17 protein-coding genes are annotated in these 17,112 nt (G+C 62.7%); 11 read left to right on the top strand and 6 right to left on the bottom strand.

Features of this window, described 5'->3' with window-relative positions; translation table 11 throughout:
* The 8 genes from cobU to IF103_RS06080 all read left to right on the top strand — a co-directional run bounded on the left by cobU (position 1) and on the right by IF103_RS06080 (position 5,349).
* A complete protein-coding gene (gene cobU, locus IF103_RS06050) occupies positions 1 to 522 on the top strand; it encodes a bifunctional adenosylcobinamide kinase/adenosylcobinamide-phosphate guanylyltransferase (protein ID WP_104882868.1) in 522 nt (173 codons plus the stop codon).
* Positions 519 to 1,574, top strand: a complete 1,056-nt coding sequence (gene cobT / locus IF103_RS06055) for a nicotinate-nucleotide--dimethylbenzimidazole phosphoribosyltransferase (RefSeq protein ID WP_023379175.1) — start codon at positions 519 to 521, stop codon at positions 1,572 to 1,574. Before cobU ends, cobT begins: the two co-directional genes overlap by 4 nt.
* Positions 1,571 to 2,137, top strand: coding sequence for a histidine phosphatase family protein (locus tag IF103_RS06060; RefSeq protein ID WP_023379176.1), 567 nt, complete (start codon positions 1,571 to 1,573; stop codon positions 2,135 to 2,137). The genes cobT and IF103_RS06060 overlap by 4 nt, the downstream gene beginning before the upstream one ends.
* Position 2,138: 1 nt before the next feature.
* Entirely contained in the window at positions 2,139 to 2,873 is a 735-nt protein-coding gene (locus tag IF103_RS06065; RefSeq protein ID WP_202675933.1) for an adenosylcobinamide-GDP ribazoletransferase, read from the top strand.
* A gap of 88 nt (positions 2,874 to 2,961) precedes the next feature.
* On the top strand, positions 2,962 to 3,366 hold the full coding sequence (locus tag IF103_RS06070) for a MarR family winged helix-turn-helix transcriptional regulator (RefSeq protein ID WP_023379178.1): 405 nt from the start codon (positions 2,962 to 2,964) through the stop codon (positions 3,364 to 3,366).
* 63 nt (positions 3,367 to 3,429) lie between these two features.
* Positions 3,430 to 4,632: an MFS transporter gene (locus IF103_RS06075; RefSeq protein ID WP_023379180.1), complete on the top strand. Its 1,203-nt coding sequence runs from the start codon at positions 3,430 to 3,432 to the stop codon at positions 4,630 to 4,632.
* Positions 4,629 to 4,751, top strand: a complete 123-nt coding sequence (locus IF103_RS25115) for a hypothetical protein (RefSeq protein WP_023379182.1) — start codon at positions 4,629 to 4,631, stop codon at positions 4,749 to 4,751. The genes IF103_RS06075 and IF103_RS25115 overlap by 4 nt, the downstream gene beginning before the upstream one ends.
* A gap of 46 nt (positions 4,752 to 4,797) precedes the next feature.
* Positions 4,798 to 5,349, top strand: coding sequence for a glutathione peroxidase (locus IF103_RS06080; RefSeq protein WP_027906896.1), 552 nt, complete (start codon positions 4,798 to 4,800; stop codon positions 5,347 to 5,349).
* A 152-nt stretch (positions 5,350 to 5,501) separates the two neighbouring features.
* On the opposite strand, the gene IF103_RS06085 is transcribed toward IF103_RS06080, so the two are convergent.
* On the bottom strand, positions 5,502 to 5,762 hold the full coding sequence (locus IF103_RS06085) for a DUF2798 domain-containing protein (RefSeq protein WP_027906895.1): 261 nt from the start codon (positions 5,760 to 5,762) through the stop codon (positions 5,502 to 5,504).
* 117 nt (positions 5,763 to 5,879) lie between these two features.
* On the opposite strand from IF103_RS06085, the gene IF103_RS06090 reads away from it, so the two are divergent.
* Positions 5,880 to 6,809: a LysR family transcriptional regulator gene (locus IF103_RS06090; protein ID WP_023379187.1), complete on the top strand. Its 930-nt coding sequence runs from the start codon at positions 5,880 to 5,882 to the stop codon at positions 6,807 to 6,809.
* Positions 6,810 to 6,854: 45 nt separating this feature from the next.
* Here IF103_RS06090 and IF103_RS06095 read toward each other — a convergent pair whose 3' ends face one another.
* The 3 genes from IF103_RS06095 to IF103_RS06105 form a co-directional block, all read right to left on the bottom strand.
* Positions 6,855 to 8,135: an OmpP1/FadL family transporter gene (locus IF103_RS06095; RefSeq protein WP_023379188.1), complete on the bottom strand. Its 1,281-nt coding sequence runs from the start codon at positions 8,133 to 8,135 to the stop codon at positions 6,855 to 6,857.
* A gap of 146 nt (positions 8,136 to 8,281) precedes the next feature.
* Positions 8,282 to 8,764 carry a hypothetical protein gene (locus IF103_RS06100; RefSeq protein WP_023379189.1) on the bottom strand — a complete coding sequence of 161 codons (483 nt, stop codon included), beginning with the start codon at positions 8,762 to 8,764 and terminating at the stop codon, positions 8,282 to 8,284.
* A gap of 248 nt (positions 8,765 to 9,012) precedes the next feature.
* The gene (locus IF103_RS06105; RefSeq protein ID WP_023379190.1) at positions 9,013 to 9,237 is read right to left on the bottom strand and encodes a hypothetical protein; all 225 of its coding nucleotides are present in this window, start codon (positions 9,235 to 9,237) and stop codon (positions 9,013 to 9,015) included.
* A gap of 950 nt (positions 9,238 to 10,187) precedes the next feature.
* On the opposite strand from IF103_RS06105, the gene IF103_RS06110 reads away from it, so the two are divergent.
* The gene (locus tag IF103_RS06110) at positions 10,188 to 10,607 is read left to right on the top strand and encodes a tetratricopeptide repeat protein (RefSeq protein ID WP_023379191.1); all 420 of its coding nucleotides are present in this window, start codon (positions 10,188 to 10,190) and stop codon (positions 10,605 to 10,607) included.
* 184 nt (positions 10,608 to 10,791) lie between these two features.
* Positions 10,792 to 12,177, top strand: a complete 1,386-nt coding sequence (locus IF103_RS06115) for a DNA recombination protein RmuC (RefSeq protein ID WP_162144437.1) — start codon at positions 10,792 to 10,794, stop codon at positions 12,175 to 12,177.
* Here IF103_RS06115 and IF103_RS06120 read toward each other — a convergent pair.
* Positions 12,149 to 15,625 carry a hybrid sensor histidine kinase/response regulator gene (locus IF103_RS06120; RefSeq protein ID WP_023379193.1) on the bottom strand — a complete coding sequence of 1,159 codons (3,477 nt, stop codon included), beginning with the start codon at positions 15,623 to 15,625 and terminating at the stop codon, positions 12,149 to 12,151. The genes IF103_RS06115 and IF103_RS06120 overlap by 29 nt on opposite strands.
* 148 nt (positions 15,626 to 15,773) lie before the next feature.
* Positions 15,774 to 16,952: an MFS transporter gene (locus IF103_RS06125; protein ID WP_202675934.1), complete on the bottom strand. Its 1,179-nt coding sequence runs from the start codon at positions 16,950 to 16,952 to the stop codon at positions 15,774 to 15,776.
* Between the last annotated feature and the right edge of the window lie 160 nt (positions 16,953 to 17,112).

The raw sequence follows: 17,112 nt of genomic DNA on the forward strand, positions 1-17,112 counted from the left end.
ATGCTCAACCTGATCCTCGGTGGCGCCCGCTCCGGCAAGAGTCGCCTGGCCGAACAGCTGGCCACCAACAGTGGCTTGCCAGTGACCTACATTGCCACCAGCCAGCCGCTGGATGGCGAGATGAGCGAACGGGTGCGTCTGCACCGCCAACGTCGGCCCGCCGAGTGGGGGCTAATTGAAGAACCTGTGGCGCTGGCCAGTGTGCTACGCGCCCACGCCAGGGAAGGGCATTGCCTGTTGGTCGATTGCCTGACCTTGTGGCTCACCAACTTGCTGATGCTTGAAAACGACCAACGCCTGGCCGAGGAGCGCGATGCCCTGCTCGAATGCCTTGAACAGTTACCAGGCATGGTCATCCTGGTCAGTAACGAAACCGGCCTGGGCGTGGTGCCCATGGGTGAATTGACCCGGCGTTACGTCGACCTGGCCGGCTGGCTGCACCAGGCCGTCGCCCAGCGTTGTCAGCGCGTGGTGCTGACCGTGGCAGGCCTGCCCCTCATGCTTAAAGGACCCGCACTATGAACCAGCAATGGTGGCGTGAAGCCTGCCAACCTCTTGATAACGCTGCCATGGACCAGGCCCGCGCACGCCAGCAGCAGCTGACCAAGCCTGCCGGCTCGCTCGGGCAGCTGGAAAGCTTGGCCATCCAACTGGCCGGCCTGCAGGGCCAGGAGCGCCCGACTCTGGAGCGGGTTGCGATCACGATCTTTGCCGGCGACCACGGTGTGGTCGAGGAAGGCATCTCGGCCTATCCGCAGGCCGTGACCGGGCAGATGCTGCGCAATTTCGTCGGTGGCGGCGCGGCGATCAGCGTGCTGGCGCGCCAACTGCAGGCCAGCTTGGAGGTAATCGACCTCGGCACTGTCGACACCCGGCTGGAACTACCGGGTGTGCGCCACCTGCGCCTGGGCGCGGGCACCGCGAACTTCGCCCGCCAGCCCTCGATGAGCGAAGAGCAGTTGCTGGCTGCGCTGCAAGCCGGACGAGACAGCGCCAAGCGGGCAGCCGACCAAGGCGCCCAGCTGTTCATCGGTGGCGAGATGGGCATTGGCAACACCACGGCTGCGGCTGCCCTGGCCAGCCATCTGCTGGACTGTCCGGCCCGCGAGCTCAGCGGCCCGGGCACTGGCCTGGACAGTGCCGGGGTGAGGCGCAAGGCCGAGGTGATCGAGCGCGCGCTGGCGCTGCATGGCCTGCGTGCCGACGACCCGTTGCAAGCGTTGGGTTGTGTGGGGGGATTCGAAATTGCCGCCCTGACCGGGGCGTACCTGGCCTGTGCTCAACACGGTATCGCGGTACTGGTCGACGGCTTCATCTGCAGCGTCGCTGCACTGGTCGCCGTGCGCTTGAACCCGCACTGCCGGCCATGGCTGTTGTTCGCCCATCAGGGCGCCGAGCCTGGTCACCTAGCGCTGATCGAAGCGCTGGAGGCCGAGCCATTGCTCGCCCTGGGCCTGCGTCTGGGTGAGGGCAGTGGTGCTGCTTTGGCCGTTCCGCTGCTGCGCCTGGCCTGCGCACTGCATGGGCAGATGGCCACCTTCGCCGAAGCTGCGGTGGCGGACCGTCCGGCATGATCCTCGACCTGCTGCGTCATGGTGAGACCGAACAGGGTGGCCTGCGCGGCAGCCTGGACGATGCCCTGACCGAAAAAGGCTGGGTGCAGATGAGCGCGGCCGTAGAGGCAGGTGGGCCGTGGCAGGTGCTGGTCAGCTCGCCCTTGCAACGTTGCGCCCGCTTCGCCGACGCATTGGGCGAGCGGCTGGGCTTGTCGGTACAGCGTGAAGCCGATTTGCGAGAGCTGCACTTCGGCGACTGGGAGGGACGCACCGCGGCGCAAATCATGCAGACCCAAGCCGATGAGCTTGGGCGTTTCTGGTCTGATCCCTATGCCTACACACCGCCTGGCGGGGAGCCGGTCGGCGCATTCGCCGAGCGGGTGGTCACGGCCATGGAGCGGCTGACGCGGCAGCATGCTGGCAAACGCGTGCTGCTGGTGACCCACGGCGGCGTGATGCGCCTGTTGCTGGCGCGAGCCCGTGGATTGCCCCGTGAGCAGTTATTGCAGGTCGAAGTTGGGCACGGCGCCATGGTGCGGTTGGTGTTGAATGAGGATGGTGTGTTGAGCGAGGCTGATTGAGATGGTGCCATTCTGGATCGCCTTGCAGTTTCTGAGCAGCTTGCCTGTACGGTTGCCGGGTATGCCGGCACCGCGAGACGTTGGTCGTTCGCTGCTGTGGTATCCGGTGGTAGGGGTGTTGTTTGGCCTGCTGTTGTGGTTGGCCAGCCATCTGTTGAGTGGCACGCCTGCGCACCTGCATGCCGCATTGTTGCTGACGCTTTGGGTGCTGCTCAGCGGTGCCTTGCACCTGGATGGCCTGGCCGACAGCGCCGATGCCTGGCTGGGTGGCTTCGGTGACCGTGAGCGCACCCTGCACATCATGAAGGATCCGCGCAGCGGACCGATTGCCGTCGTCACCCTGGTGCTGGTGCTGTTGTTGAAGTTCTGTGCGCTTTGGGTGCTCGTCGAGCGAGGCGCCGGCGCGGTGCTGGTGTTGGCGCCTTTGGTGGGCCGTAGCGCCATGCTCGGGTTGTTTCTGTCCACCCCTTACGTTCGGCCGGGAGGGCTTGGCCAGGCATTGGCCGAGCATCTGCCGCGTCGCGCCGGGGCCTGGGTATTGTCGGGTAGCTTGGTGCTGGGCCTGGCTCTGGTCGGCAGGTCGGCGATCTGGCCCTTGGTGGGCGCGTTGGCAGGCTTCTGGTGGTTGCGCCAGCTGATGTGTCGTCGATTGGGTGGGACCACCGGGGATACTGCCGGGGCGATGCTGGAATTGCTTGAGTTGGTGGTGTTGCTGGCCCTCGCGCTGACGAGGTGAATGCGTCATCGCCAGCATGCCGTCACCCGCAGCGGTCGGGTGCTGAAATTTCTTGCAACACGCTATAAGCGGGTATATACACGTAACCATGTTGACCAGTGAATGCATCTGCACCCACCTGCGCCGAGCCGCTCGCGGGGTGAGCCGACACTATGACGAGGCCCTTGCCGGCTTCGGCATCAATGTCGCCCAGTTTTCCCTACTGCGCCACCTTCAGCGGCTGGATCGTCCGAGTATCACCACGTTGGCCGAGGCCATGGGCCTTGAACGCAGTACCTTGGGTCGCAACCTGCGGGTGCTCGAGGCCGAAGGGTTGGTGGCCTTGGCTGACGGCGACGACCAGCGTAACCGTGTGGTGCTGTTGACCGACGAGGGTACGGCGCGGTTGCAGCTGGCCTATCCGGCCTGGCAGCAGGCGCAGCGACAGTTGGTGGAGCAACTGGGTGAGGGCGCGCGGGATGAGTTGGTACGTCTGCTGGAGCGGCTTGCCTGATCAACTACGATTTCAAGCGGGTATATACCCGTAAAACCTTGCGATGGGCTGGAGAAAAACAAAATGACTTCGTTGTGGCGAACCAGCGGGTGGGTATTGGGGGGCGCGGCGTTGATCCTCGCGCTGTCCTTGGGCGTGCGGCATGGTTTTGGCCTGTTCCTGGCGCCGATGAGTGCCGAATTCGGCTGGGGGCGTGAAGTATTCGCTTTCGCCATTGCCCTGCAGAACCTGATCTGGGGCTTGGCGCAGCCGTTTGCCGGCGCTTTGGCCGATCGCTTGGGCGCGGCACGGGTGGTGTTGATCGGGGGCTTGCTCTATACCGCAGGGCTGATCCTGATGGGCATGGCCGACTCGCCCTGGTCGTTGTCGCTGAGTGCAGGCCTGCTGATCGGCATCGGCCTCTCCGGCACGTCGTTCTCGGTCATCCTGGGGGTGGTGGGGCGTGCCGTGCCGGCGGAAAAGCGCAGCATGGCCATGGGTATCGCCAGCGCGGCCGGCTCGTTCGGTCAGTTCGCCATGCTGCCTGGCACCCTAGGCCTGATCGAGTGGCTGGGCTGGTCTGCGGCCCTGCTGGTACTAGGGTTGCTGGTCGCACTGATCGTGCCGTTCGTTGGCTTGCTGAAGGACAAACCGTTGCCCAGCCATGGTGCCGAGCAGACCTTGGGCCAGGCCCTGCATGAAGCCTGCTCGCATTCCGGCTTCTGGTTGTTGGCGCTGGGCTTTTTCGTGTGTGGCTTCCAGGTGGTGTTCATCGGTGTCCACCTGCCAGCGTATCTGGTCGACCAGCACTTGGCGGCTACCACCGGTACCACGGTGCTGGCCCTGGTCGGGCTGTTCAATATCGTCGGTACCTATACCGCTGGGTGGCTGGGCGGACGCATGTCCAAGCCGCGTTTGCTCACCGGACTGTACTTGCTGCGTGCAGTGGTGATCGTGCTGTTCCTGTGGGCCCCAGTGACCCAGTTCAGCGCCTATCTGTTCGGCATCGCCATGGGCTTGCTGTGGCTGTCGACGGTGCCGCTGACCAACGGCACCGTTGCCACAGTGTTCGGGGTACGGAATCTGTCCATGCTCGGTGGCATCGTGTTCCTGTTCCACCAGTTGGGTGCCTTCCTGGGCGGTTGGCTGGGCGGCGTAGTGTACGACCGTACGGGTAGTTACGATCTGGTCTGGCAGATTTCCATCTTGCTCAGCCTGCTGGCTGCCGCACTCAACTGGCCAGTGCGTGAGCGACCGGTGGCCCGGTTGCAGGCGCAAGCGATATGAACGGCACCCTGCGCCGCGTGCTGCTGGCGGCGGCTGCGCTGCTGGTGCTGGCCTTGGTCTGGTGGGGTTGGCAGCAGGGGGGGCTGGCATTGATGCAGTTGGGCATGAGCCTGTGTTAAGCGCTACCCTGCAAGTTCAAGGACTGTCTTGCCGGAGAACGACATCATGCGCGTACCTTGGTTGACTCTGCCATTGTTGGCCCTGCTGGCCGCCACTCCCACTTGGGCCGCTGACTGCCCGGCGCTGTTGCAGGGCACTTTGCCCGAGCTGCGCGGTAAAGAGCAGGTCGACCTGTGCCAGCGCTTCGCCGGCAAACCCCTGGTGGTGGTGAACACCGCCAGCTACTGTGGTTTCGCCCCGCAATTCGAAGGGCTCGAAGCCGCCTACAAGGAGTACCACGAGCAGGGCCTGGAAATGCTCGGCGTGCCGTCCAACGACTTCAAACAGGAAGCCGGTGACAGCGAAGAGACTGCCAAGGTGTGCTACGCCAACTACGGCGTGACGTTCACCATGACCAAGGCCCAGCCGGTGCGTGGCGAGGACGCGATCCCGCTGTTCGCCGAACTGGCCAGCCAAAGCAGCGCGCCGAAATGGAATTTCTACAAGTACGTGATCGACCGCAAGGGTAAGGTGATCGGCAATTTCTCCAGCTTGACCAAGCCTGACGACCCAGCCTTCAGGGCCGCGATCGAAAAGGCCATCGCATCGCAGCCCTGATCTCGGGCGCTAGGGTCTGTATGAAACGTCTTGAGACGAAGGTCAGGCAAGGCGAAAACAGCCGAGAAAGCGGTGTTTACGGGTTGTAAATGAGCATTCCGAGGCTGTTTTCAACGCAGCATCACCGAGTATCAAGGCTTTTCGTATAGAGCCTAGTGCGCGTGCACGGTGAGAGCCACCAGTCGCATCACCACCGGCCGGACCATCAACACGCAGACGAAGGCCACCGGCATGGCCAGCTGGTAGGCCTTCAGTACATTGTCCAGGTACTGCGGGTTAAAGCCAGTCGTGGCGGCGGTGATCACGAAGCACATCAGCAACGCCATGATCGACGACATGTAGAACGCAAAGGCATAGGGGGTTGCGCGTGGGTGCAGCTTCCTTCGGCTGCGCGGTTGGATCAGGTCGTTCATGCGAACTCCTTTCGATGAGAGTGGAGGCACAGGTTAACAACTGCCCAAGGGCAGGCTGTAGACTGGCCTTGCTGAGTTCTTTATAAAGAGATTCTTACGAATCAGCAGAGCCCACACATGGATTTGCTCAACGCCATCCGTAGCTTCATCAAGGTGGTCGAGGCGGGCAGCATCGCCGCCGGCGCGCGTAACCTGGGCATCAGCCCGGCGGCGGTCAGCCAGAACCTGGCGCGGTTGGAGCAGCACCTGCAGGTGCGATTGTTGAGTCGTACCACGCGCAGCATGGCACTGACCCCCGCGGGCAGTTTGTATTTCGAGCGGGTCAGGCATGTCGCACGCGATCTGGCGCTGGCTGAGTTGGCGGTGACGACGCCGGACAGCGAGCCGCAGGGGCGCTTGTGCATCGCCTCGACTTCGGCCTTCGGTCGTCATGTACTGGCGCCCCTGATTCCTGCCTTCAGTGCGCGCTATCCGCGGCTTTCGATAGAGTTGGTAACGACTGATCGGCGCGTGAACCATGCGCAAGAGGGTGTGGACGTGAGCGTGCGTATCGCCCCGCAACTGGAAGACCATTTGCTGGCACGGCATATCGCCCGGGTCCCGTTCATCTGTTGTGCCTCGCCTGGGTATCTGCAGCGCGCGGGGTTACCTTCAACGCCAGAGTCGTTGCGGGAACATCGGTGCCTGGTATTTCGCTACCCGGTCGATGGGCGCTTCTTGCGTTGGGGGTTCATCCGTGACGGGCTTCGTTTCGAGGCCGAATTCGGCACCGTGTTGATCAGCGACGATATCGATGCCCTGACCCAAATGGCCCTGAACGATGGTGGGATCACCCGGCTCGCCGAGTTCATCGTGCGGCCACACTTGGACGCTGGGGCGTTGGTTCCGCTGTTCGAGCAGGGGGAAGCGGGCCGGGCGTATGCCCAGACAGAGCCGATGGATGTCTATGTCTGCCTGGCTGACCGCTTTGCCATGACGCCCAAGGTGCGTGCGTTCATGGATTACCTGCAGGAGTGCCTGGGGGCTGACTGGCAGGTGAGTGCTTGAAGATCGGGGCTGCATAGCAGCCCCGATTCATGCAGCCGATGCGACTCAGAAGCGGTAGGTGAGGGAGGCACCGATACCGTGAGCGCTGTTCTCGTACTTAGCCTGGTAGCTGCCCTTCAAGGCACCTTCCGTCAGCGAGCTTGGTTGGTTGTTCACCTTGGTGTCCTCTTCCCACAGGTAGGAGTAGGCCACGTCGATGGTCATGTCGTCGGTCGGACTCCAGCCGGCACCAAGGCTGAAGACTTTGCGGTCGCCAGTCGGGATGCGCGGGGAGCGGTCATGATTGTTGGTAGGGGACTGGTCGACGGAGAAGCCTGCGCGCAGGGTCCATTCCTTGTTCACCTTGTAAGCAGCGCCAATGGCATGAGCCCAGGTGTCATGCCAATTCTGCTCTTCGGTGATGGTCTGGAGCGGGTACCCAGCAGGTGCGTCGTTCTTGACCGTGATGTTTTCCAGTCGGCTCCAGCGCGTCCAAGTGCTACCCGCGTACAGCGTCCAGTGGTCATCCAGTTCATGGGTGATCGAGAAGTCCACGGATTCTGGCGTCTTGATTTTCAGGCTGGCGTCGAACTTGCCGCTGAGGCCGAGCGCTGGAATTGGATAGGAAACACGGGTATCGCCTTCGAGCTTGTAGTCGACCATCGAGTGATAGGTCAGACCCAGGCGGGTGCGGTCGGTAGCCTGCACAAGCACGCCGATGTTGTAGCCGACGGCAGTGTCGTCGCCCTTGATCTTGACCTCGCCATCGGTGCCGGCTGGGCCCAGGAAGGCTTTGCTGCTCAGGTTCGAGCCCAGTTCACCCTTGATGCGGTTGATGGTCGGGCCGAAACCAACCGACACCTTGTCATTGAACGCATAGCTGACGGTTGGCTGGAAGGTGATCACCTCGACGTGGCTTTTCTTGCCCCAGTAGCGCGCAGCATCGTCGCTACCGTAGTCGGTGACCAGGCCAAACGGTACATAGACACCGAAGCCGACGCTCCAGTGGTCATCGATTGGCTTTACGTAATACCCCATCGGTACGCCAACCACAGGCACCATGTCGCCATCGGTTTCCCCCCCGTAGCTGCTACCTGGCCCTGAGATGTCGGTTTTTGCGATGACGGCGGCACCGCCCACGGTGATCTGCTCGCGTTTCAGGCGTGACATGCCGGCAGGGTTGCCGAACACGGTGCTGGCATCTTCGGCAGAAGAAGAGCGGCCAGCGAAACCTGTACCCATGCCACTGACGCTTTGTTCGTTGAGGGCAAAGCCGCTGGCGAACAGTTGGCTGGAAGCGAGAGCAACGGCTACGCCGAGGGAGGTTTTGAGCATTGCTTTTTTCATTATTAGAAACTCCTTGGTATCTCCGGGGCGGAAAGCTACCAACAATTCACGCGCCGCGCTATAGCCTCAATCACGGGAGATAGAGCGGTTTTGTAGGACAATCCGACCAAAATTCCGTTTTTTCCGGTAAATCTGTAAGGCCTTTCTCAGGAGGCTTGAGGCAATCTCTGATCTATGCAGGTGTGCCAAGCGTGAGTGAAGTCGCGCAGGCGACCTTGGGGGTGGAATATCTGCCGCCAGATGCGCGCCAACCCGAGCAGATCGTCAGCGGCTGGCAACGGCGTTGCCTGCTCTTCGATCAGCATCCAGGCGATGGCAGTGGAGTAACGCAGGTTGACCGTGAGTTCCAGGTGCGGACCACCCAGGAAGGCATGCTGGCTGGCCAGACCCCGTACCAGGCTGGCCAGTTCAGGATCACGCGCCAGGAACTGGTCCCAAAGGGCTTGGTGGCGGCTTTCGCCGATTCGGTACAGACCATGACCGCGTCGGTCATGCAGCGCCGAACCGAGCGCCGACTGGCTGGCGGCTATGCCCAGCAGCAAAGCCTCGGCACTGGCGCAATGACGGTTGAGGTAGACCAAGGTTGGTCGGATCACATACTGACACAATTCATTCGCCGCGATACCCATGATGCCCTCGAGCAATTAAGGGCCGACGGGCGCTGGAGCTTGGCAGCTGGTGGATGATCAGGCCCGCCGGAAGCGGCAAGTACCGCTCGAGTTGAAGTGTAGTGTGATAATCGTGGCGTAAAAGGCTGTTTTTAAATCGTTTGCTGCCTGAGGTCCTTTGCCATATGCCCTGTGGCAATTACAGCAAGAACGATCAGGCAGGCAAATGTCGCAATCATCGATGGGGTGAATACCGCAGTATTCGCCGCTCACGCGGTGAGCGACTGACGGGTCCGGGCGATTACCGCTTGCAGCGGTTCCGACGCGCTGTACTGCTCGGGGTACAGGCGCTCGGTGTGGCAGGCGACGCCATGTTCGTCCACCAGGGTGAAGCTGAAGCTGCCCTTGCGGGGGGCAACGATAAGGCACTTCAACGGCGAGAAGGCCTGGGAAAGGGTGCCAATGGCAGCCTGAATTTGAGGATGAGTATGCATATTGTTGGATGTTCCTGCTTTAAACACGGAAGTTAGGATCCGTGCATGATAGAAACGTTCCAGTGACGCCTTTATTAACGGACGAATGAACCTGACTGGAACAGGGCAGCCAGAGGGGCGCGATCAAAGGTTTGCGCTTGGGCTGACTGGTAGGTACTTCAGAAGGCAGGCAGCACACCGGGGCCAAGGTTCGAGGCCATCGGAGTGGAATCCTGATCAATCTGTCGCGTGATTCGTGCTTGGGCAGCCTTGGCTGGCGAGTGAATCATCGAGGGGGCCGGTCCTGGTTTCAGCAGCGATCACTCGGGAGAGGAAAGGCTGCAAGGACATTTTGGCCAGAATTGACTTTCAGCTTGGTACTAACGAGGCGCACCTTAACGTAAACGAGCACGCTTGGCAAGCGTTGCTGCTTTTCATCAGGCGAGCCGCACAGTATGGCGTTTCTTTTCCAGGCTGTGAAGGGGGGGGAAAGTGCCAGCAATCTCCCCGGATGTCCTAATTTCGTGCAGGTCACTGCTGGTTTACGGTGCACTTGTTCACAATTGAGGCAGGCCTTGTAACAGCGTACTAACACCCCGGGAAGGCTTCGCCAATGCCTTGACTGACCCCTTAAGTCAATGAAAAAAAACACTAATTTTTGCTGGTGAAAAAATCGTCAGTTTGTTCGAAAGCCCCATTTCATAGGGGTTTGCGGGGTCTGTAATAGGGTTGTCCACCGAGTTATCCACAGGAATTGTGGATTGTCCCGAGCGCTTGCTCTAGGACGGGCGTGCCAGCAGTTTGTGGAACTGTCCGACAATTGTCGGGCAGTGAACGACCCACGGGTCACTTCTTCGAAACGTCAAGAAAAGAACACCGAAATTTTTTTTCAATACTCCATGAATCGACAGGTCATGGGGCAAAAAAAAGAGTAGAGTGGCGCGCCTTTCGAGCTGCCTTCTCCATGGGTCATGAAGTTTCGCGGTAAACACCTCGCCAGCACCGCTGACGCCACGTCAGTGCCTTCCCCAAAACGCTTTTCCCTGAAAGTGGCCCTCTGGCTGCTGGACAGCCCACGCCTGGGGCACAAGCCACAGGTCAAGCACCTGGCCGGACGCCTGCTCAAGCAACCGGCGCGCCAGGGCGTGGTCGTGGCGCAGAGCCGTCTGGGGCAGATGCTCTGCCGCGACTGCGGCAATGCCCGCGATCGGCGCATCGGCCATGAGTTGCTGCGCCAGGCGGCCCGGGCGGGCGACCGCCGTGCCCAACTGGAGTACGCCCGCTTGTGCCAGGCGAACGAGCCGGATCAGGCCCGGTACTGGTTGGAGCTCGCAGCAGGGCAGGGCTCGCAAGAGGCCCGTCGCCTGCTTCGGCAGTGGTTCCCGGATTGAGCCTGGCAGACGCCATGTTCAGCAGGCTGATAAGCTGCGCAGTAAGTGCACAAGACGGATCGGGGAAACCATGGCAGTGGATCTGACCAGCATTCTGCTGGGGTTGGTGTTGGGGGCGGTGCCGTGCCTGGGGTGGGTGATGCAACTGCAGCGGCGTCAGGGGGCCCGCCAGGGCGAGCAGGCCTTGCTGGAGGAACGCCTTGCCAGTGCGCGGCTAGCCCAGGAAGGTTTGCAGGCCCAGCTCGATGCCAGCCGTGACGAAATCAGCGATCTCAGCGAAGCCAACACCCTCAAGCAAACCCAGTTGGCCGCCCAGGGCCGTGAGCTCGAATTGCTGCAGATCGAGCGCGACAATGCCCGCGATGCGGCCCATGCCTGGAGCCTTGAGCGTGCCAATCGCGAAGCCGAGCTGCGCCGTCTGGAATCGCAGACGGCACGGCTGGAGGCCGAGCTGCGTGAGCAACAGGAAAGCCATCAGCAGCGTCTTGATGACCTGCAGGAAGCTCGCGATACCCTGCGGGCTCAGTTCGCCGACCTTGCCACCAAGATCTTCGACGAGCGTGAGCAGCGCTTCGCCCAGACCAGCCAGCAGCATCTGGGGCAGTTGCTCGACCCACTGAAAGAACGCATCCAGGCCTTCGAGAAACGTGTCGAGGAAAGCTACCAGCAGGAAGCCCGCGAGCGTTTCTCCCTGGGCAAGGAACTGGAGCGCTTGCAACAGCTCAACCTGCGCCTGTCCGACGAAGCCACCAACCTGACCCAGGCACTCAAAGGCCAGAAGACCCAGGGTAACTGGGGCGAGCTGATCCTGGAGCGGGTACTGGAGCACGCCGGCCTGGAGAAGGGACGCGAGTACCAGACCCAGGTCAGTCTGCGCAGTGCCGATGGCGAGCGTTTCCAGCCCGATGTGTTGATCATGCTGCCCGGCGATAAGCAGGTAGTGGTCGACGCAAAGGTCAGCCTCACGGCTTACCAGCAATTCGTCAGCGATACCGACAGCGAACGTGCCCAGGCCGCGCTCAAGCAGCACGTACAGTCGCTGCGTAGCCATGTAAAAGGCCTGTCGAGCAAGGATTACAACCGCCTCGAAGGCTTGCACAGCCTGGACTTCGTGCTGCTGTTCGTGCCGATCGAAGCAGCATTCTCGGCGGCCTTGCAGGCTGAGCCGAACCTGTTCCAGGAAGCCTTCGACCGGCAGATCGTGATCGTCAGCCCGACTACCTTGCTCGCCACGCTACGGGTGATCGACAGCCTGTGGAAGCAGGAACGTCAGGGCCAGAACGCTCGTGAAATCGCCGAGCGCGCCGGCTGGCTGTACGACAAGTTCGTGTTGTTCATCCAGGATCTGGACGAATTGGGCAACCGCCTGCAGCAGGTCGACAAGGCCTACGCGTCGGCGCGCAACAAACTCTGCGAAGGACGCGGCAACCTGGTCAGCCGTAGCGAACAGCTCAAGCTGCTCGGCGCCCGGGCCAGCAAGAGCCTGCCCGCCGATCTCCTTGAGCGAGCGCTGTCCGACGAAGCCCTGGCGGACGAGGTGCTTACTGAACCTGGCTCAGATGGCGGTTGAGCAGGGCTCGTAGTGCTGCCGGCTTGACCGGCTTGGCCAGGTAGTCGAGGCCGGCGGCATGCACTTGGGCGATGGTTTCGTTGCGCCCGTCGGCGCTGATCACGACCCCCGGCACTGGCTCGCCCAAGTGGGCGCGTAGCCAGCCCATCAGTTCGGTACCGGTTTCGCCATCGTCCAGGTGGTAGTCCACCAGCGCCAGGTGCGGGCGCATGCCCTTTGCCAGCAGCGCTTCGCATTCGGCGCGGTTGCGTGCCGTCCACACCTGGCAGCCCCAGCGGCTGAGCAGGCTGTTCATGCCGATCAGGATGCTGTCTTCGTTGTCGACGCACAGCACCTGCAACCCGGCCAGCGGCTGGCTGGCCTGTTCCGCAGGGGCCACGGGGGCCGCTACGGCCTGACGGGCGATCGGTACGCTGACACGAAACACCGTGCCCTTGCCAGGCCACGAGCGCACTTGCAGCGTGTGCCCGAGGACGCGACACAAGCCATCGGCGATCGCAAGCCCCAGTCCCAGACCCTTTTCGGCACGGGTCTGATGGCTGTCCAGGCGTTTGAACTCTTGGAAGATCACCTGCAACTTGTCGTCGGCGATACCCGGGCCGCGGTCCCAGACTTCCAGCCACAGGCGCTCGCCCTGACGCCTGACACCCAGCAGGATCGGGCTCTTGCCATAGCGCAGGGCGTTGGTCAGGAAGTTCTGCAGCACCCGGCGCAGCAGCCGCATGTCGCTGTCGACCCGCAGGCGGCTGCCGCGCAGGCGGAATTCCAACCCTTTTTCCGCGGCCAGCACCTTGAACTCGGCGCCCAGTGTGTCGAACAACTCGCTCAGGTAGAACGGCTTGGGGTCCGGGGTGATCTTGCCGTTTTCCAGGCGCGAGATGTCCAGCAGGTCGCTGATCAGCTCTTCGGCCGAGCGCAGCGAGCTGTCCATGTGCTGCACCAGTTGCTGTGCTTCTTCGTTCATGCCCTCGGCCTGCTGCGACAGGGCGGCGGAGAACAGTCGCGCGGCGTTGAGCGGTTGCATCAGGTCATGGCTGACCGCGGCCAGGAAGCGTGTTTTCGACTGGCTTACCGCTTCGGCCTGGCTCTTGGCTTCGCTCAGTGCCTGGTTCAGTTTGGAGAGTTCCTGGGTGCGCTCGGCGACCCGTTGCTCCAGCCCTTCGTTGGAATCGCGCAACGCCTGTTCGGCCTCGCGGAACGGGGTGATGTCGGTGAAGCTCATGACGAACCCGCCGCCGGGCATCGGGTTGCCAATCAGTTCGATCACCCGGCCGTTGGGGAACAATCGCTCCGAGGAGTGCGCTCGGCCCTGGCGCATCCAGTGCAGACGCCGGGCTACATGCACCTGTGCCTCACCCGGGCCGCACAGGCCACGTTCGGCGTTGTAGCGGATGATGTCGGCGATCGGCCGACCCACGCTGATCAGCCCGTCGGGGTAGTTGAACAGTTCCAGGTATCGGCGGTTCCAGGCCACCAGATGCAGGTTCTGGTCGACCACGCTGATGCCCTGGTTGATGTTTTCGATAGCCCCTTGCAGCAGAGCGCGGTTGAATTGCAACACCTCGCTGGCTTCGTCGGCGATGCGCACGACGTCCTCGAGTTGCATGTCACGGCCTTCGATGGCGGCCTTGACCACCGCCCGGGTCGAGGAGGTGCCCAGCACACCCGCCAACAGGCGTTCGGTGTGCTCGATCCAGTCACCGTCGGCGTTTTGGTTGGGGTTGAAGCCCTTGCCCTGGCGGTACGCGAAGCGGATGAAACTCTGCCGTGCGCGCTCCTCGCCAACGAAGCGCGAGGCAAGGTTGAGCAGGTCGTCGATCTGCACCGCCAGCAGCGGCTTGCTGCTGGGGCGGGCGCTGGTCTGCTGGCCAATGAAGCGGCCGGCCTGCCAGTGTTCCGAGACCCGGGTGCGCGACAGCATCGAGACCCAGACGAACAATGTGAAGTTGCCCGCCAGTGACAGCACTACGCCTTGGGTCAGCGGGGTGATCGGCAGGTTCAGCGGGTTGCCATGCAGCCAGGCCAGGCCTGGGAACAGCTCCAGCGACCAGCCGACGCTGTGGGCGGCAATGGGCAGTACCAGGGTGTAGAACCACAGGAAGATGCCTGCGGCCAGGCCGGCGAACACGCCACGGCGGTTGGCCTGCTTCCAGTACAGCGCGCCGAGCATGGCGGGGGTCAACTGGGTGACGGCGGCGAAGGCAATCTGGCCGATGGTCGCCAGGCTCGCCGTTGAGCCCAGCAAGCGGTAGCTGACATAGGCCAGCAGCAGGATGACCACGATGGTCACCCGGCGTACCGACAGCATCCAATGGCGGAACGCCTCGAACGGCCGCTCGGCGTTGGTGCGGCGCAGCAGCCAGGGCAGCAGCATGTCGTTGGAGACCATGGTCGACAGTGCCACGGCTTCGACGATGACCATGCCGGTAGCGGCCGATGCGCCACCGATGAACGCCAGCAGGGCCAGGCTCGGGTGGGCTTCGGCCAGTGGCAGGCTGATGACGAAGGAGTCGGAAATCACCGTGCCCGGCAGCAGCATCTGCCCGGCCAGCGCAATCGGCACCACGAACAGCGCCGCCAACGCCAGGTACATTGGGAACACCCAGCGCGCCAGGCGCATGTCCTGGGGCTCGATGTTCTCCACCACGGTCACATGGAACTGTCGCGGCAGGCAGATGATCGCCATCATCGCCACGGCGGTCTGCACCACCATGGACGGCCAGTTGATGGTCTCCTGCCAGTAGTCGCTCAGGTGTACCGACTCGCGCGCCTGGCTGAACAGGTCGTCGAAACCGTCGTACAGGTTGAACACCACGAACACGCCGACGGCGAGAAATGCCAGCAACTTGACCAGCGACTCGAAGGCAATCGCCAGCACCATGCCACGGTGGTGCTCGGTCACATCCAGGCTGCGGGTACCGAAGACGATGGCGAACAGCGCCAGCACCAGCGATACCACCAGCGCGGTGTCCTGGACGCGGGTGCCGGTGGCGTCGGCGTTGGCGCCGATCAGCAGGTTGACGCCCAGCACGATGCCTTTGAGCTGCAGCGCGATATAGGGCAGCACGCCAACCAGGCAGATCAGCGCCACCACGACCGCCAGGCTCTGGGACTTGCCGTAGCGTGCGGCGATGAAGTCGGCGATCGAGGTGATGTTCTGCTGCTTGCTGATCAGCACCATCTTCTGCAGCACCCAGGGCGCGAAGATCAGCAGCAGCACCGGCCCCAGGTAGATCGGCAGGAACGCCCAGAGCTGCTCGGCGGCCTGGCCGACTGCGCCGAAGAAGGTCCAACTGGTGCAGTAGACGGCCAGCGACAAGCTGTACACCCACGCACGCAGCCGCGGCGGCAACGGTGTGCTGCGGCGGTCGCCATAGAAGGCGATAGCGAACATGATGGCCATGTAGGCCAGGGCGACCACAGCGATCAGCCCGCTGGACAACGACATGAAAACTCCAGAGCGAAAAAGGTAACGCAGTCCCGATCAACCAGTTTGGCACGCAGGTGCAGCTTCGTCAGTGCAGACGATGGTCGCAGCCCAGCATGATATCCCTGCAGGAGCGGGGTCGCCCGCGAGTGGGCCAGTCCAGCCAACATCAATGACGGCGGGTACCCAACCCGTAGAACACCCCCGCCAGTATCACCGACAACACCAGCAGGTAGAAGATCGCCCCCGGCCACAGATGCGTCAGGGCAAACCCCACCATTACAGGCCCCAGCGCCGCCCCCAGGTTCGACAGGTTCTGCGCGCCGTAATAGACCCCGCGCAGATGTTCGGGAGCGATCAGGTCGATGAACATGTACTCGGCCGGTATCACGATGATCTCGCCTAAAGTGAACACCAGCATCGCCAGGCACCAGGCCAGCACCGAGCCGGCCAGCGCGAACCCCAGCAGCCCAGCGACGAACAGCGCCATGCCGGCCAGCAGCCACGACATCAGGCTCTGGCGGCTGATGCGCCGACCGATCAGGTACTGCAGGGCGATCACCGTCACGGCGTTGGTGGTCACCAGGTAGCCAACCAGGCGTGCGGCCTGCTCAGCGCTCGTGGTCACCACCAGATACTGTGACAGGTAGGCGGTGAACTGGCCGAACACCACGGCGCTGAGCACGCCCCCCAAGGTGAAGTACACCAGGCGGCGGTCGCGTGCCAGGCCCATGGCTACCTGGGCGAACCCGCTGCGCTCCGGGCTTGGGTCTCGGGTCTGCAATCCACGGTCGCCCAGCTGCCAGTAGGCCAGGCTCATGCCCAGGCCAATCAGCGCCGAGGCCAGGAACGGCAGGTGATCGTCGAATTCCAGCAAGGCTACGCCGAGCAGCGGTCCTGCAGCGTAGCCCACATTGCTCAAGGTGTACTTGATGGCGAACACCTCGGCCCGCTCGTCCACCGGTAGCAGGGCACAGAAGCCAGCCTTGGCGGCGATGTCGACCACCGCCAAGGCTAGGTTGATCAGCACCAGGCACAGGAAGAACAGTGCGCTCGAGCGGCTGGCGATGGCGCCGATGAAGGCGAGGGCGAATACCAGGGTGCTGGCGGTGACTACCGTATGGTTGCGCAGGATATCGACCAGGTGCCCGCCGTAGAGGCTCAGCAGCGAAGCGACGATCAGCGCGCCACCGATCAGCAGGCCGATATGGCTGATCGACAGGTGGAAGGTGTGCGCCAGGTAGACCACCAGGTAGGGCAGGGTGAGGGCGCGGGCCACGGTCAGGGTGAAGGTGGTGCTGAGTAGCAGGCGTACGGCAGTGGGGTAGCGCTTGAGGGCGGCGAGCATTGCCACGTCCTTGTCAGGGTGAAGTTGCCGGTGCCTGAGCATAAGGGAGCCCAGGCGCTTGTGTCGCCTGTGTCTGCTGTTTCGTCGCCAGTTCACCTTCGCTGAGCAACGCTTCGGACTCGGGCCAGAGCTGACCGGTGGAGGATTGACATGCCAGCAC

It is taken from the genome of Pseudomonas sp. SK2 (genome assembly GCF_016772395.1).
Classification (GTDB): domain Bacteria; phylum Pseudomonadota; class Gammaproteobacteria; order Pseudomonadales; family Pseudomonadaceae; genus Aquipseudomonas; species Aquipseudomonas taiwanensis.

What these genes read in the sequence shown, in the direction of transcription:
- IF103_RS06100 (WP_023379189.1), bottom strand. Translation starts at nt 8,764, where the DNA reads ATGGGTATCGCGGCGAATGAATTGTGTCAGTATGTGATCCGACCAACC.
- cobU (WP_104882868.1), top strand. Translation starts at nt 1, where the DNA reads ATGCTCAACCTGATCCTCGGTGGCGCCCGCTCCGGCAAGAGTCGCCTG.
- IF103_RS25115 (WP_023379182.1), top strand. Translation starts at nt 4,629, where the DNA reads ATGAACGGCACCCTGCGCCGCGTGCTGCTGGCGGCGGCTGCGCTGCTG.
- IF103_RS06070 (WP_023379178.1), top strand. Translation starts at nt 2,962, where the DNA reads ATGTTGACCAGTGAATGCATCTGCACCCACCTGCGCCGAGCCGCTCGC.
- IF103_RS06105 (WP_023379190.1), bottom strand. Translation starts at nt 9,237, where the DNA reads ATGCATACTCATCCTCAAATTCAGGCTGCCATTGGCACCCTTTCCCAG.
- cobT (WP_023379175.1), top strand. Translation starts at nt 519, where the DNA reads ATGAACCAGCAATGGTGGCGTGAAGCCTGCCAACCTCTTGATAACGCT.
- IF103_RS06080 (WP_027906896.1), top strand. Translation starts at nt 4,798, where the DNA reads ATGCGCGTACCTTGGTTGACTCTGCCATTGTTGGCCCTGCTGGCCGCC.
- IF103_RS06075 (WP_023379180.1), top strand. Translation starts at nt 3,430, where the DNA reads ATGACTTCGTTGTGGCGAACCAGCGGGTGGGTATTGGGGGGCGCGGCG.
- IF103_RS06095 (WP_023379188.1), bottom strand. Translation starts at nt 8,135, where the DNA reads ATGAAAAAAGCAATGCTCAAAACCTCCCTCGGCGTAGCCGTTGCTCTC.
- IF103_RS06065 (WP_202675933.1), top strand. Translation starts at nt 2,139, where the DNA reads ATGGTGCCATTCTGGATCGCCTTGCAGTTTCTGAGCAGCTTGCCTGTA.
- IF103_RS06060 (WP_023379176.1), top strand. Translation starts at nt 1,571, where the DNA reads ATGATCCTCGACCTGCTGCGTCATGGTGAGACCGAACAGGGTGGCCTG.
- IF103_RS06120 (WP_023379193.1), bottom strand. Translation starts at nt 15,625, where the DNA reads ATGTCGTTGTCCAGCGGGCTGATCGCTGTGGTCGCCCTGGCCTACATG.
- IF103_RS06125 (WP_202675934.1), bottom strand. Translation starts at nt 16,952, where the DNA reads ATGCTCGCCGCCCTCAAGCGCTACCCCACTGCCGTACGCCTGCTACTC.
- IF103_RS06085 (WP_027906895.1), bottom strand. Translation starts at nt 5,762, where the DNA reads ATGAACGACCTGATCCAACCGCGCAGCCGAAGGAAGCTGCACCCACGC.
- IF103_RS06090 (WP_023379187.1), top strand. Translation starts at nt 5,880, where the DNA reads ATGGATTTGCTCAACGCCATCCGTAGCTTCATCAAGGTGGTCGAGGCG.
- IF103_RS06110 (WP_023379191.1), top strand. Translation starts at nt 10,188, where the DNA reads ATGAAGTTTCGCGGTAAACACCTCGCCAGCACCGCTGACGCCACGTCA.